The organism is Nostoc spongiaeforme FACHB-130, from assembly GCF_014698475.1.
In the GTDB taxonomy this organism is placed as follows: domain Bacteria; phylum Cyanobacteriota; class Cyanobacteriia; order Cyanobacteriales; family Nostocaceae; genus Nostoc_B; species Nostoc_B spongiaeforme.
In genome coordinates this window covers 14,334-27,739 of the sequence record NZ_JACJTB010000068.1, presented here as the reverse complement: position 1 = coordinate 27,739, position 13,406 = coordinate 14,334, and the positions used below count along the sequence as shown (strand labels likewise).

The 13,406-nt window shown below is 35.1% G+C and carries 11 protein-coding genes and 2 pseudogenes; 4 read left to right on the top strand and 9 right to left on the bottom strand.

Annotated elements, in window-relative coordinates; genetic code table 11:
• Positions 1-142: pseudogene (locus tag H6G74_RS28950) on the bottom strand (transposase); the annotation flags it as partial.
• Positions 143-368: 226 nt separating this feature from the next.
• Here H6G74_RS28950 and H6G74_RS28945 point away from each other — a divergent pair.
• Both H6G74_RS28945 and H6G74_RS28940 read left to right on the top strand, forming a co-directional pair.
• A complete protein-coding gene (locus tag H6G74_RS28945) occupies positions 369-1,112 on the top strand; it encodes a dienelactone hydrolase family protein (RefSeq protein ID WP_190971015.1) in 744 nt (247 codons plus the stop codon).
• A 104-nt stretch (positions 1,113-1,216) separates the two neighbouring features.
• Complete coding sequence (locus tag H6G74_RS28940) at positions 1,217-2,119, top strand: S1 RNA-binding domain-containing protein (protein ID WP_190971014.1); 903 nt, start codon at positions 1,217-1,219, stop codon at positions 2,117-2,119.
• Positions 2,120-2,216: 97 nt separating this feature from the next.
• Here the strand turns inward: H6G74_RS28940 and H6G74_RS28935 are convergent, their stop codons facing one another.
• Positions 2,217-2,702 (bottom strand): hypothetical protein, encoded by a 486-nt coding sequence (locus tag H6G74_RS28935; RefSeq protein WP_190971018.1) that lies wholly within the window; start codon positions 2,700-2,702, stop codon positions 2,217-2,219.
• A 158-nt stretch (positions 2,703-2,860) separates the two neighbouring features.
• On the opposite strand from H6G74_RS28935, the gene H6G74_RS28930 reads away from it, so the two are divergent.
• Positions 2,861-3,073 carry a helix-turn-helix domain-containing protein gene (locus tag H6G74_RS28930; RefSeq protein ID WP_062293164.1) on the top strand — a complete coding sequence of 71 codons (213 nt, stop codon included), beginning with the start codon at positions 2,861-2,863 and terminating at the stop codon, positions 3,071-3,073.
• On the opposite strand, the pseudogene H6G74_RS28925 reads toward H6G74_RS28930, so the two are convergent.
• A pseudogene (locus H6G74_RS28925) lies at positions 3,000-3,281 on the bottom strand (glycosyltransferase); the annotation flags it as partial. The gene H6G74_RS28930 and the pseudogene H6G74_RS28925 overlap by 74 nt on opposite strands.
• 198 nt (positions 3,282-3,479) lie before the next feature.
• On the opposite strand from H6G74_RS28925, the gene cysC reads away from it, so the two are divergent.
• Positions 3,480-4,049, top strand: coding sequence for an adenylyl-sulfate kinase (gene cysC / locus H6G74_RS28920; RefSeq protein WP_190971013.1), 570 nt, complete (start codon positions 3,480-3,482; stop codon positions 4,047-4,049).
• Positions 4,050-4,068: 19 nt separating this feature from the next.
• Here cysC and H6G74_RS28915 read toward each other — a convergent pair whose 3' ends face one another.
• The 6 genes from H6G74_RS28915 to H6G74_RS28890 form a co-directional block, all read right to left on the bottom strand.
• Positions 4,069-5,157, bottom strand: a complete 1,089-nt coding sequence (locus H6G74_RS28915; RefSeq protein ID WP_190971012.1) for a glycosyltransferase family 4 protein — start codon at positions 5,155-5,157, stop codon at positions 4,069-4,071.
• Positions 5,158-5,230: 73 nt separating this feature from the next.
• Positions 5,231-6,136, bottom strand: coding sequence for a glycosyltransferase family 2 protein (locus H6G74_RS28910; protein WP_190971011.1), 906 nt, complete (start codon positions 6,134-6,136; stop codon positions 5,231-5,233).
• Between the two features lie 202 nt (positions 6,137-6,338).
• On the bottom strand, positions 6,339-7,559 hold the full coding sequence (locus H6G74_RS28905; RefSeq protein ID WP_190971010.1) for a glycosyltransferase family 4 protein: 1,221 nt from the start codon (positions 7,557-7,559) through the stop codon (positions 6,339-6,341).
• A gap of 8 nt (positions 7,560-7,567) precedes the next feature.
• A complete protein-coding gene (locus H6G74_RS28900; RefSeq protein WP_190971009.1) occupies positions 7,568-10,690 on the bottom strand; it encodes a glycosyltransferase family 4 protein in 3,123 nt (1,040 codons plus the stop codon).
• A gap of 35 nt (positions 10,691-10,725) precedes the next feature.
• Positions 10,726-11,649 (bottom strand): glycosyltransferase family 2 protein, encoded by a 924-nt coding sequence (locus tag H6G74_RS28895; protein WP_190971008.1) that lies wholly within the window; start codon positions 11,647-11,649, stop codon positions 10,726-10,728.
• Between the two features lie 21 nt (positions 11,650-11,670).
• Positions 11,671-13,377, bottom strand: coding sequence for a glycosyltransferase family 4 protein (locus H6G74_RS28890; RefSeq protein WP_190971007.1), 1,707 nt, complete (start codon positions 13,375-13,377; stop codon positions 11,671-11,673).
• Positions 13,378-13,406: the final 29 nt, after the last annotated feature.

Below are 13,406 nucleotides of genomic sequence, written 5' to 3'. Positions count from 1 at the left end.
ACCTGCTCTGTAACGATACAACACTGCTTCTACAAACAATCGATTATCTTTAGCTGTGACTCCCACATAGCCCTCTCTCCCTGGCAACAGGTTTTTGATTCTCTCCCACTGGTTATCACGCAAGAGCGTATCGGCGTGTCATCCTTTTTCTGTTATTTATGTTTTCTTCAACAGTTTTGATTCCAGTTTATCTAATTGATGACACACCCTAGTTTTTATGATGAATTAACTCACAATCTGCGCCTAACACACCCTACGAAAATTTTATTTTTACAATAACCTTTTAGCAGTTGATTAATTGCTAGGAATAGCTTAAACATACTGGCATAGTTAAATCCAATAATTGTAGAGCATTCGGAGAAATAGCTATGTCAGAACCAGCAATCAGCACTTCATGGGTGAAGCTTTCACAAAATAATTTGCAAATTTCGGCTTACCTGGCGCAACCACAAGAACCCGGTACTTATCCCGGAATTGTGGTTTTACAAGAAATTTTTGGTGTTAATAGCCATATTCGAGATGTGACTGAGCGAATTGCCAAGTTAGGGTATGTGGCGATCGCACCTGCACTGTTTGATCGGTTTGCTCCTGGTTTTGAAACGGGTTACACTCCACAAGATATTGAAGTTGGCAGAAAATACGCTTGGGAGCAAGCCACAGCATCACAATTACTCAGCGATATTCAATCAGCCATTGATTATCTCAAAACTCTGCCCCAAGTCAAACAAAACGCCATTGGTTGTATTGGCTTTTGTTTTGGTGGTCATGTAGCCTACCTAGCTGCTACTCTCCCAGATATCAAAGCTACTGCATCTTTTTACGGTGCGAGGATTACTAACAGTATACCGGGAGGCGGAGAAGCTACTTTGACAAGGACTCCAGAAATTCCTGGCACACTCTACGCCTTTTTTGGGATGGAAGATGCCAGCATTCCCAAGGCACAAACTGAAGAAATTGAAGCAGAGTTAGAAAAATACAAAATTCCTCATCGTGTCTTCCGCTACGATGGAGCTGATCACGGATTTTTTTGCGATCGTCGTGCCAGTTATAATCCAACAGCTGCTGCTGATGCTTGGATTGAGGTACAACAATTGTTTAGTCAATTGAACTGAACGTCATTTGTCCTTGGTAATTACCAATGACCAAGGACAAATCACCAATGACTCATCTCAAAATTCAGTGGTCTTAGCTAAATAACAATTAATTTTCATTAGTCATGAATTCCGAATCGAAACTTTCTCAAAAAGCCAATTCGTCGTTTACAATGGACGATTTTGCCCAAGCACTAGAAAAACACGACTACCAGTTTCAAAAAGGACAGGTGGTTCACGGTAAAGTGTTCCAGCTTGACCCGGATGGTGCTTATGTTGATATTGGTGGCAAGTCGTCGGCTTATATTCCCCGCGATGAGGCTTCTTTGAGAGCTGTTACCGATTTATCGGAGGTACTGCCTTTACATGAAGAATTAGAGTTTTTGATTATCCGAGAACAAGATGCCGAAGGTCAAGTAACTCTTTCTCGCCGACAGTTGGAAATTCAACATATCTGGGAAAAAGTCGTACAAATGCAAGAAAACTCCCAGACGGTAGAAGTCCGGGTAACAGGTGTGAATAAAGGTGGTGTCACCGTTGATTTTCAATCTTTGCGCGGGTTTATTCCGCGATCGCATTTAACCGAACGTGATAACCTAGAAGCACTTAAAGGTAAAACGTTAACGGCTGGCTTTTTGGAAGTAGACCGCAACAATAAAAAACTTATTCTTTCTCAACGTTTAGCAACTCGTTCGAGTAATTTCAGTTTGTTAGAAATTGGTCAGCTAGTTGAAGGTAAGATAACTGGCATTAAACCATTCGGAGTGTTTGTTGATTTAAATGGAATGAGTGCCTTGCTACATATTAAGCAAGTCAGCCAAAAGTTTATTGAATCTCTCGAAAAAGTTTTTCAAGTCGGTCAAACAATAAAAGCTGTGATTATTGACTTGGATGAAGGCAAAGGTAGAGTTGCAATTTCTACAAGAATTTTAGAAAATTTCCCTGGCGAAATTCTCGAAAATCTCGATGAAGTTATGACTTCAGCCGAAGCACGCGCTCATCGTGCAGCAAATAAAACTGCTGAATAGCTGTTAAACAGATCAAATCCCACGAATATCAAATAGTCACTTAGTCATTAGTTATTTGTATTTACAAAGGACTAATGACCAATGACTAATGACAGTATCAGCTTAATAAAGATTTTTCTAAGCGATAACTCTTTCTAAGTTCCTGCAAAGTTTCTTCTGTAAAGGCAAATTTAATTACAGCAATTAACTCACCCCAACTTTGCAAGTTCTGTTCAGAAATAGCTTGCCAAAACTCATTGATAAAAAATTCTGTCCACCATTCAGGCGCTTGCTTTCTGTAAGCATAGTCATGTTGTTTACGCCACCGCCTACGCCATTTAACAAACTCAGCAGGTGTCGGTGGTTCTACGCCCAAAATCGGTGGAAAATCCGCATAACTCACAAACCTACTCACACCCTTTGCATGGATGTAAACTACATACCGCCAGCATTCGATTGTATGTATATCACCAAAGCCAATGCGAAACATCAAACAAATTGCTTCTTCTGTTACAAATCTTGCTAATGAATTAATACATAACGATTTATGAACAATTTTTGATGCACGGATGACAAGTGTCCTGGGCTTGAGTGATGATACCATGAAAATATCTGTAACTTCGGTAGAATGAACCCTATCGGTGTTTACGGTATGCTTTTTGTAAACAATGCGATCGCCTTTCAGTTTTGCAGGCCGGAAGGCGGTCTTTTTATAGAGTATAATTATTAAAAGACTTATACCAGTCAATTGTCAACTAACTTATGGGAATGATTCGCCTCAAGATTCGAGAGTTTGCTGCGGAGAAAGGCTGGACGCTGAAAGAAGTCTCAGACCGTTCTGGTGTAGTTTACAGCACTCTCAGAACTTACGCGCGATCGCCAGGACTAGCAACTGTAGATTTTACCGCCATTCAAAAGTTAGCCAGGACTTTTGATGTGATGATTGAAGAATTAGTGGAAGTTGTTCAAGAATAAAATTTCCGACTTCAGACTTTGCCTCAGTAATTTCTGTAATGTTATGGGGATTCATGACAATTGCTGTATTCCTAGCCACGCCAGGTAAAGAAGAAAGGTTCGAGGTAATGACTGGTGTAGTGCAAGCCATTGCTTCTAGAACAGGGAAACCAAAACATTCCCACAGACTAGGAAACACAAGTGCGATCGCACCATGAATAATTTTAGGATAATGCCTCCAGAAATCTGTAAAACATAGTTAATCCTCAACAGCCATACTTCTGAACTATTATCTTGGCAAACTAATTGTTTTAAGATACAATTTACGCCTTAAGGAAGCAGGTTTATATACTTCTGCAATTTGGATATTATTCACAGTTTTTGCTGTTTTAGTCCCGACTTTTTGGATATCTATTTAGGCATAATAATGGAAAATTTAGGATTCACTTTGTGGTTTACTGGACTTTCTGGTGCTGGCAAAACCACAATTTCACAAGGTGTTGCATTGGAGTTAAAAGCAAGAGGTTCCCGTGTTGAAATTCTAGATGGGGATGTAGTGCGGACTCATCTATCTCAGGGTTTAGGGTTTAGTAAACAAGACCGAGATACAAATGTCTGTCGTATCGGATTTGTTGCTAGTTTGTTGAGTCGTAATCAAGTTGTTGCTATTGTTGCAGCAATTAGTCCTTTTAGAGACAGCCGCGAGCAAGTCCGGCAGATGAATGATCATTTTATTGAGGTTTATGTCCAAGCATCTTTAGAGGCTTGTGAACAAAGGGATGTCAAAGGATTATATGCTTTAGCTAGAGCTGGAAAAATCCCGGAATTTACAGGAATTGATAGCCCCTATGAAGAACCTGTAAATCCAGAAATTGTTTGTAATACTCAGCAAGAAAGTATTGCAGAAAGTATTACTAAAGTTATTAAATATTTAGAAAAAAGGGAATATATTCGAGCCGCTTTAGTTAGTAGTGAAAAACCCAGTTTGAAAGCATGATCATAAGTGTGAATACGATTTACACATAACGTGCTAAAACTTCAGCAGTAGCTTTTCCTGTGTTTTCCCAACTAAATAAATTTGCTCTGGCGATACCTTGAGTCGAAAGATGCGATCGCAATTCTGAATTTGTCGCCATCAATTGCATCGCTTCAGTAATTTCTGCAATATTGTAGGGATTCACTAAAATTGCTGCATCTCCAGCCACTTCAGGTAAAGAAGAAAGATTCGAGGTGATGACTGGTGTACCACAAGCCATTGCTTCTAGAACAGGGAAACCAAAGCCTTCCCACAGACTAGGAAACACAAGTGCGATCGCACCATTAATAATGATTGGTAGTTCTTGATAATCCACATAACTGAGGAATTTCACTCGGTGAGAAATTCCCAATTCTTCCGCTTGCATTTGTAGAATTGGAGTATAGCGTTTATCTGTCGGCCCGGCTAACCATAATTCATATTCTTGAGCGAGTGCAGCAAAAGCACTAATCAAGCGTTGTAAATTTTTATAAGGGTCTTGCCTACCAATGTAGAGAAAGTAATTGCAAGTTGGTAAATTTAGATGACGAAAGTGGTTGCGATCGTGCGCTAAGGGAATAGGCGTAATTTTATTAGCTGGAATTTGGTAAAAACTAACAATATCATCAGCCGTAGCTTGAGAATTACATACAATATGCTGTGCTTGCTTCAAAACTTGCGGAACATAATAACGATGATATGGTGTTAGTGGCGAAAAGCGTTTAGGAAAGCGCAATGGTATTAAATCGTGAGACATCACGACAAAACGACAGTTACTATATAGAGGTGCTTCCGGTAGAGGCGAAAATAAAATTTGTGATTGCAGCTTTTGATAAATCTTTTGTAGCTGAAATTGAGTCCATATTAAACGATGAAAATGTCCTCTTGTACCATGAGTAGGTGTAAGATTATTTGGAACTGGATAGCAATTAAATCCAGCAATATTATTGGATGTTAATAAAGTAGGATTAAGAGATTTTAAATAGGAAAAAATATTTTGGGCATAATTACTTATACCTGTTGGTTTATCTAAAAGTATAGATAAGTTAATAATTAAATGATTAGATGAAGAACTATTTGCTATATTCATCAAATAATTGTTCTATAAGCCTTGAAAGTTTCTCTTACAGTTAGTTATTTTCCAAGCAAATAATTTTGCTATATTATTGTTGCCCTTCTAGTAGCCTTAATCTTCTAAACCATGATAAGCCTGGGAAAAAATACCAAAATAGTACTTTAATTATGATTTTAGGTGAAACTCCTTTTTTCAATTTAACAATTTCCATGAAGCTAATCCATATCAATTTTTTAACTTCCTTGTCATCAAATTTATTGAGTTTTGTCATATCTTCAGCTTTTACAAAAGCATAAGACATCATCCAATTATCTGGTACCTTCCCAAACTTTTGTTTGAGCATTTGCACAACTTCATAATGTGCTTGTAATTTATTACCAATAGTTTTATTAGTTTTATACATCCGAGAACCAGCAAATTTTTGTGGTAAATGATAAAAATCAACAGATTTTCCATAACGAAGCCATAGCTCATAATCCATGCAATAGTCTAGAGATGAATCTAAACTACCAAATCTCTCAATTAAACTACGTCTAAAAAATACTGCTGGCTGACAAATATAACAAGTTTCTATTAAGCGTTTATAATTCCAATTTTCTGTGGGATAGGGATAAATAATCTGATCTAGTTCATCAATCCAATCAGCATCACCATAAATAACTTCTATTTCAGCCTGTGATTCAAATATTTTCCTAACTGTATTGAATGTTTCTGGATAGTAAATATCATCAGAGTTAATCCAGGCAATAATATCACCTGATGTCATTGATATTCCCTTATTGACAGCATCAGATTGTCCTTTATCTGCTTCTGATACCCAGCGTATTTTAGGGTGATATTTTTTCAAAATTTCTACGGTTTCATCATCACTTCCTCCATCGCAAACTATATAATCAATATCTTCTATGCCTTGGGATAAGACACTTTGTATAGTTCTTTCTATGAAACGACCTTGACGAAAGGAAGGTGTGATTACACTAAATTTTAAACTCATATTTTGAAATAAGTGAAACTTTTAGCTTTAGATGATTTGACTTAAAAAATGATTATATAGGACTCATATTTGATTTATGAAAAAAACCAGTACACCCAGGTCAGGCTTTTTTCCTACTCCCTACTCCCCATTCCCTACTCCCTGCCTACACAACTAGATTCGGAAATCAAATCGGATTCCTATACTTGTAAAAGTATAGCAATTAAGATGAAGGAAACAACTTTTTAGATGCAGCATCTTTAAATATATCAATATATTTTTCTGCCATTTCTTGTCCATCAAATAGTTTAAGTCTTTCCTTTCCTTTACAAACTAGTTCATCAACCAAATCAGCATCATAACTAATTCTGAGTAAACAGTTTACTAAATCTTCCGGATTATTTGGATTAAAATAGAGAACGGCATCTCCTCCAACTTCTGGTAAGCTACCTGCGCTACTGCATAAAATGGGTTTACCAAAATACATTGCTTCTAAGACTGGAATACCAAAACCTTCATAAAGAGATGGAAAAACTAAGCATTTACAGCCACGCCAAACTGCTTCTAAATGTTTTTCATCTAGGAAACCTAAAAAATGGACGCAATCGTCGAGATTAGCTGATGTAACTTCTTGACGGAGTTGGTTTTCTTCTTGTTTTAAATCTCCTGTAAAAACTAAATCTAAAGGAAAATTAGCAAATTTTAGTTTAAAAATTTTGTAAGCTTCTAAAAGTAACCGATGATTTTTATGCGGCCAGTAATTTGCTGGGTAGAAAGCATAACAGCGATTTACTAATCCTAATTCCAACAAATATTGATTAACTAATTCTTCACTTAGTCCATGCCAACGATCTTGAATTGAAACAGGAATAACGGTAAGCTGCTCGGCAGATGCTTGAAAATGTTTAATCAACGACTGGCGACAAAATTCGGATATACAGATAACTTTCTGAGATTTCTGAAGAAGGTTTTTGAGAAAATTAGTGCGGAGTTGTTGTTCTCTAAGTTCAAAAAACTCTGGATAATCAAGATGTTGCGTATCATAAACAATTGCTACCACTGGGATGCCATTCTCGGCAAATCTAGGAGCAGAAAAAGGGCAGAATAATAAATCAATTTTGTGACTAGCCAGGAAATTTCTTAAATAAGTTAATCTCGCTAATTTAAATTTAATTCTTTTGCATAAATCTTTTATTTTTTGAATATTGAGTTTGGAACTACTATCTGAAACTAATTCAGTAAGCAAAATTCGCTGAGTATTTTCCGTTTCATATTCTGCCAATTCTTGATGATTCCAAGGTGCAGTTAGTAATAAAAACTCGTAATTGGGAACTAGTTGCTGAATTTTCTTCAAGAGAGTTAATACTAATATCTTGGCTCCTCCATTTTTTCCATCAGGTAATAGAGGAGTTAAATCTATCGCAATTCGTGGTGATACTGACATACTATGGGTTATTCATTATCAGTTGGTAAACCAACTGCTTTCTTAAACTTGAACCAAGCAGCTCTTAACTTCCAAAACTTACTACTTTGCATTGCTGCAATTGTAACCTTGGCCTGTTCAATTTGAATCTCAATATCCTGATTGGGGTCTATATTTGGCTCAAATGTATCGACTGGTAAGCCAATTGATTTTTTGAATTTAAACCAAGCAGTTCTGAGTTTCCAAAACTTACTGCTTTCCATAGCAGATATCAATTCTAAGAAATTTCTTAGCTGTGCTGGAGCTTGTCTAGTTAATTGTAAGTTGCCTGAATAAAATTTAATTTTTTGTAATTCGTCTTGTATCTTACGTAATTCTGCCCATACTTGAGCCACAGGTATAGTATTTTCAGATTTAGCTGTTTTTGCAGTTTGTATGAGAACTTCTGCTACTATTTCTGCCATTTTTGACCAAGAGAATTTCTGAGCTTGCTGTAAACCAGCAGCAATTAATTGGTTTCTGATTTCAGGATTTTGAATTTTCGATAATCCACTTACAAGTTCATCTACATAATATTCATTAACATAAAGTGCTGCTTCCCCAGCGACTTCAGGAATAGAAGAATTATGACAAGTAATTACTGGACATCCACAAGCCATAGCCTCTAAAATTGGCAGTCCAAATCCTTCATACAAAGATGGATATACTAGAGCGATCGCTCCAGAATAAGCTATTTTTAAATCAGTATCATTCAGATGAAGTATATGAGTAGAGCTTCCTGGAACTAAAGCAGTCAATTCTGGCTCTAGCTCTGGACGACCACCAATGCAAACTATAGCTAAATCACTAGAATTTGGTAGTAGAGAAAATGCTTTGAAAAAATGGATGCTATTTTTATAATTATTCAGACCAAGCCTTTCACCTACAACTATGAAGTAAGGCTTATTGATATTATGTTTTGTCTGGAATTGCTTAATTTCTTCAGAAGTTGCAGGATGAAAATTTTTATCTAACCCACAATAAGCTACAGTGATTGAATCTGGTGAAATTTCAGGATAAAATTTCACTAAATCACTGGCTGTATTTTGAGAAATTGTTATATATTTACTAGCGTGTAGAATCCCATAATGTTTTTCTCTCCATCCAGAATCATTCATGTTGCCATAGCCAAGCACCTCTGGAATCATGTCATATCCCATGAATATGGATGGAATAGATATCGGTGTTGTGTAATATGTTGAAATAAATAAATCAGCACCTTCTTGTTCACATATTTTTTGTAGTCTTTCACTATCAGCACCTGTTTCCGTATATCTATATTCTGGAGTTAATCGATAGCGAATACCACGTATTTTGGGAGCTGTTCCTACTCTATCAAGGACAATAATATGCTTGCTGAAACCACTTTTTACCCATTCTTCAAGTAGCGATCGCCATACTCTAGCAATACCTGTATTGAACATCTGAAAAAATACACCATCAACCACTATTTTCGGATATATCTTTTCAATTTTTGCTGCTGATTTCTGCACCTCTTCTGGTGACAGAAAACACCAAGTATCACTTGCAGGTTCTTTTTGAGCAATTGGTACTACACAGCATGATTCAGCAATATCTACCATTGTTTCATCCTTCACCCAAGGAAAATAATCTCGCAGAAACAATGGAAATTGCTTTTGTTCTTGCAAGGCTATCCACTGGGATTCAGCATTTTTATAGCCGTAATATATTTCTTTAAACTTTAATTGTTGAGGTGTAGCGTAAGCATAATGATGAAATATTAACCCATGTTTTTCTGTTTCTTCATGCAAAAAAGGATTAATTTTAGCGATATCTTGTTGTTGATGCTGTTTTAAATCTCCAACTAGTCTCGGAGGTTCGTGAGCAGCCCAGACATATCCAGGCTTATATCTCCAGGTTCTTAGCCATTCTTGTTGAGGATTTTGACTATAGCAATTGCGACTGCTAACTACAATTTTTTCAGCTACAAAATACCAACACCAGTAAAATGCTGCTGTTTTTTCTGGATGTTTAATGAACATATTTCTGGCTGTAAATATTTGCTCCAGAGTCCATAATTCATCAACATCTACTTGCCATAATAAACATTCCTCTTGAATATTCTCAAGGGGAGCATTAACCATTTCTCGTTTACCATCCCAGAACATGCCTTGAGGTTTACGATAAATAGTAATGTTTTCTGGATATTCTTTTGATATATTATCTAAATACTCTTTTGTACCATCGTTGCTTAGTCCATGTTCATGAATTGAGTCAATAATTTTTCCACCTAATTCTAAACTCCAGGCAGTATCATGTTGTAGCTTGGCTACACCTTCAACAATATGCCAATGCCATTTAAATGGCAGTTGTTTAAAGATTTCAATATGGTAACGGATGAATGGTTGACCGTTGAGAACAATTGTAAAGAAATGGATAGGTAAATCAGGATATGTAAATTGCAATCCTTTTTTCTTAAATATTGAGTAGCCATTTCTCAAATAAATATTTTGATGAACTAATGTATAGTTTGGATCTATTAATAATCTTTGATGGCTATCAAAATTTTTAAAAGTATTAATATCATCTAAAATGATGAAATTAGCGCCATACACTTCATCTAACTCAATACTACCTGTAAACTCTGAGCCATCAATTAAAACAATATCAAAGTAATCAATATTATTTTCTTTTTTAATTTTTTTGATCCCATCACCTGATACGCCAGAACTTTTGACATATTCTATGTCCTGTTCTAACCATAACAAAACCTGTTCTAATGGATATTTTTTTAAATCTGTTTCTTTTTGATAATAAAAATTAATAACTTCATTTTTATCAGGAAATTTGCCCACATCAATCGACGATACGTTATAACATTTCACAAATGAATTATCTGCATATCGCTTTTGAAGTTCGCCAAATCTATTTTTGGAAACTTCCATACAGTAAAGTGTAGGTTGATGAGGATTATTATTGATTCCTTGTACAAAAGCTGCGGTGCTACCTCCTCCTGAAGACGAACCTATTTCAAGAACTGTTTTAATATTAGCTTCACTAGCTAATTTCTGAATAGCTTTATATAATTCGTCTTCACTTATTTCTGGAGGTATTAAATTGTCGAGTGAACTATTATTGACTTGTTTAGACATAGTACATACCAGAATTTATGATTTTTCTACTTTGATTATTTTAAATTTATAATTTCCTTAACTTTAAACCAAGCTGATCTCAGCTTCCAAAATTTACTAGTTTTCATAGCTTCAATCTCTGCTAAAGCTGTTTGTAACTGGTTAGGGAATAGATTATCTTGATGTTCTGAAACTTGAGCTTTTTCTTCTATACGAAATAATCCCCAATATCCTTGGGGATTGAGAATAATATTTTGATATTTAGCAATTCTTGCTTTTAACCAATATTCTGTTTGATATATAGGAGCTTTATCTTGGATAGTAAACATTTCTTGCAATGCAATTTCTAATTGACTTGATTGACCTCCACTGTAATAAGAAGCAATTATTCTATCGTAATAAACTTTATTAATATCTTCTTGTTGTGCCAATCTTAAAAACCACTCATAGTCTGAAGCAGATTTGTAAGATTCATTAAATAATCCTACCTGATGAAATAAATGAGATTTGGTAAAACTAGCTTGATGGGGTAAGCAACCGCATATCAGTTCTTCTAGAATATACTCTGGGTGTGGCGGTTTGTGTACTTGTATTGAATTATTAACTTCGGTTCTAACTTGAATATTGCCATATATAAATTCACAATGTGGGTGATTTTTAATAGCCTCAGCCACATCACTTATGACATTTTCATCTATTAAATAGTCATCCGCGCCCAGAAAGTATATAAAATCTCCAGAAGCAAGTTTTATACCTTTATTCATGGCTGCATAAATTCCGCTATCTGGTTCACTAACAAACTTGCTAATACAATCGGAATTTTGCAGAACTATTTCTTTGGTTCTATCCTGAGAATCCCCATCAATGATTATATATTCAATATCTTTGTAAGTCTGACAAGCTACAGATTTAATAGACTTTTCTATATATTTATCTGCATTCTTACAGACTGTGATAATTGAAATTTTAATACTTGTCATAATTATTTTTATTTTATGAAATCAAAAACTGCCATTGTGGAATAATTTTAAGTGTGCCTTTAATTGAAACCAAATTTGCCTTAGCTTCCAGAATTTACTAGACTCCATTGCTGTAATATCTATTTTGACCTGATATAATTCTGCTTGTGTTTGATGTAATTCTGTGTGTATTTGATGTAATTCTGCGTGTGTTTGATGTAATTCGGCTTGTGTTTTTTCTAGTTGAGACTGTGAGTTATGGAGATTATTACGTAGTTCCTGAATAGACTGTTTTTGATGGTTACATTCTGCTAAAAGTGCTTTTAGTGCCAATTTATCAAAAATTAAGTTTAAGTTATTACCAAGCTCAATATCTAATGGAATTGTAGCTAATTCCTGATTTGCATTTACTTTCGTATTTGTTTTATCTGACGATTTATTAATAGTTTTATCAGCAACCTGCAATAATAATTTGTTATGAGAATTAACTAAATCCTCGTACAATTCTATATATCTTTTTGCCTGTACTGTGAGTGGATACTCTTCCTCAACAAGCTTGCGGCTATTCTCTCCCATAAGCTTACAATGTTGAGGAGATAAGACACATTCAATAATTGCTTCAGCCATTTTATGTGTGTCTCCTACAGGTATTATTTTGCCTGTGATACCATCTTTAACGACATCAGGAACAACTCCAACATCAAAACCTATTACGGGTGTACTACAACTCATAGATTCTATTGTAGTAAATCCAAAATTTTCTTCTAATGCTGGCTGTATAAATATATCAGCAGCAGAGTAAACTTCTTGCAATTTTTGATCTGAATCCGTAAAACCAACTGTTAATAAAGGAATAGGAATTGATTCCATAGCCTCTGCTGGAGGATAGCCAAAACATACTAGTTTAATTTTATTTTCTGACACTAACTTATAAAAATAATCATTATCTAGGCAGTGATGAAGTGCAGTTAATAATTCAGCAAATCCTTTTCTCTTTTCGTAACAAGTGTGTGCGCCGAAAAGAATAATAAAATCATTTTGATTAACGCCTATAATGTTTTTTGCTTCAGCTTTTGATAAAGGAAAAAAAGCATTAGTATCTAAAGAATTTGGTATGACTTCAATTCGATTATTTTTAAATAAGGTACTCTGCTTTATATTTTCTGCCATCCAATGACTAGGGGTAACAATGGTTATATTAGAATCAGACCAAAGTTCTAGTTTATCTTTTAACAGAATAGCTGGTAAATTATAAGTATCATCAGTTAATTGAGGACATTTTACACAATCTTTCTTATATTTGTCGCATCCTGCTGAATAATGGCATCCACCTGTAAAAGGCCACATATCAGGAAACTTCCAAACTACTGGCTTACTAAGTGAAAATACTTTTTTCAGCGTTAAAGAAGATTGAAAATAAGCAATCCAATGCAAATTAATTATATCTGCATTTAAGATTTCTTGATGCTTAGATATATCAATTCCAGGATAGGGAAATGAGAATAATGTATTAGATACAGTAGTTCTATTTCTATTTATATAAGAATTTTGAATCGCTTCAAATTGGTATTCATTAATATTATTAATGTTTAAATTAGGAATAGAATGAACTGTTGGATCTGTGGAATTTTTATGCTTGACAAGCATTAAAGAATCTTGACCTAATCGACGTAAACCTTGATGTAGTCTGTACGCACCTCTGGCCGCTCCACCTTGAATATCGTATGTATTGACATGAACTATTTTCATTATTATTTTGTTTCTAAAATTAAATATTT

Excerpts from the sequence above, each read along its gene's own strand:
- H6G74_RS28945 (WP_190971015.1), top strand. The coding sequence starts at position 369 with ATGTCAGAACCAGCAATCAGCACTTCATGGGTGAAGCTTTCACAAAAT.
- H6G74_RS28940 (WP_190971014.1), top strand. The coding sequence starts at position 1,217 with ATGAATTCCGAATCGAAACTTTCTCAAAAAGCCAATTCGTCGTTTACA.
- H6G74_RS28935 (WP_190971018.1), bottom strand. The coding sequence starts at position 2,702 with ATGGTATCATCACTCAAGCCCAGGACACTTGTCATCCGTGCATCAAAA.
- H6G74_RS28930 (WP_062293164.1), top strand. The coding sequence starts at position 2,861 with ATGGGAATGATTCGCCTCAAGATTCGAGAGTTTGCTGCGGAGAAAGGC.
- cysC (WP_190971013.1), top strand. The coding sequence starts at position 3,480 with ATGGAAAATTTAGGATTCACTTTGTGGTTTACTGGACTTTCTGGTGCT.
- H6G74_RS28915 (WP_190971012.1), bottom strand. The coding sequence starts at position 5,157 with ATGAATATAGCAAATAGTTCTTCATCTAATCATTTAATTATTAACTTA.
- H6G74_RS28910 (WP_190971011.1), bottom strand. The coding sequence starts at position 6,136 with ATGAGTTTAAAATTTAGTGTAATCACACCTTCCTTTCGTCAAGGTCGT.
- H6G74_RS28905 (WP_190971010.1), bottom strand. The coding sequence starts at position 7,559 with ATGTCAGTATCACCACGAATTGCGATAGATTTAACTCCTCTATTACCT.
- H6G74_RS28900 (WP_190971009.1), bottom strand. The coding sequence starts at position 10,690 with ATGTCTAAACAAGTCAATAATAGTTCACTCGACAATTTAATACCTCCA.
- H6G74_RS28895 (WP_190971008.1), bottom strand. The coding sequence starts at position 11,649 with ATGACAAGTATTAAAATTTCAATTATCACAGTCTGTAAGAATGCAGAT.
- H6G74_RS28890 (WP_190971007.1), bottom strand. The coding sequence starts at position 13,377 with ATGAAAATAGTTCATGTCAATACATACGATATTCAAGGTGGAGCGGCC.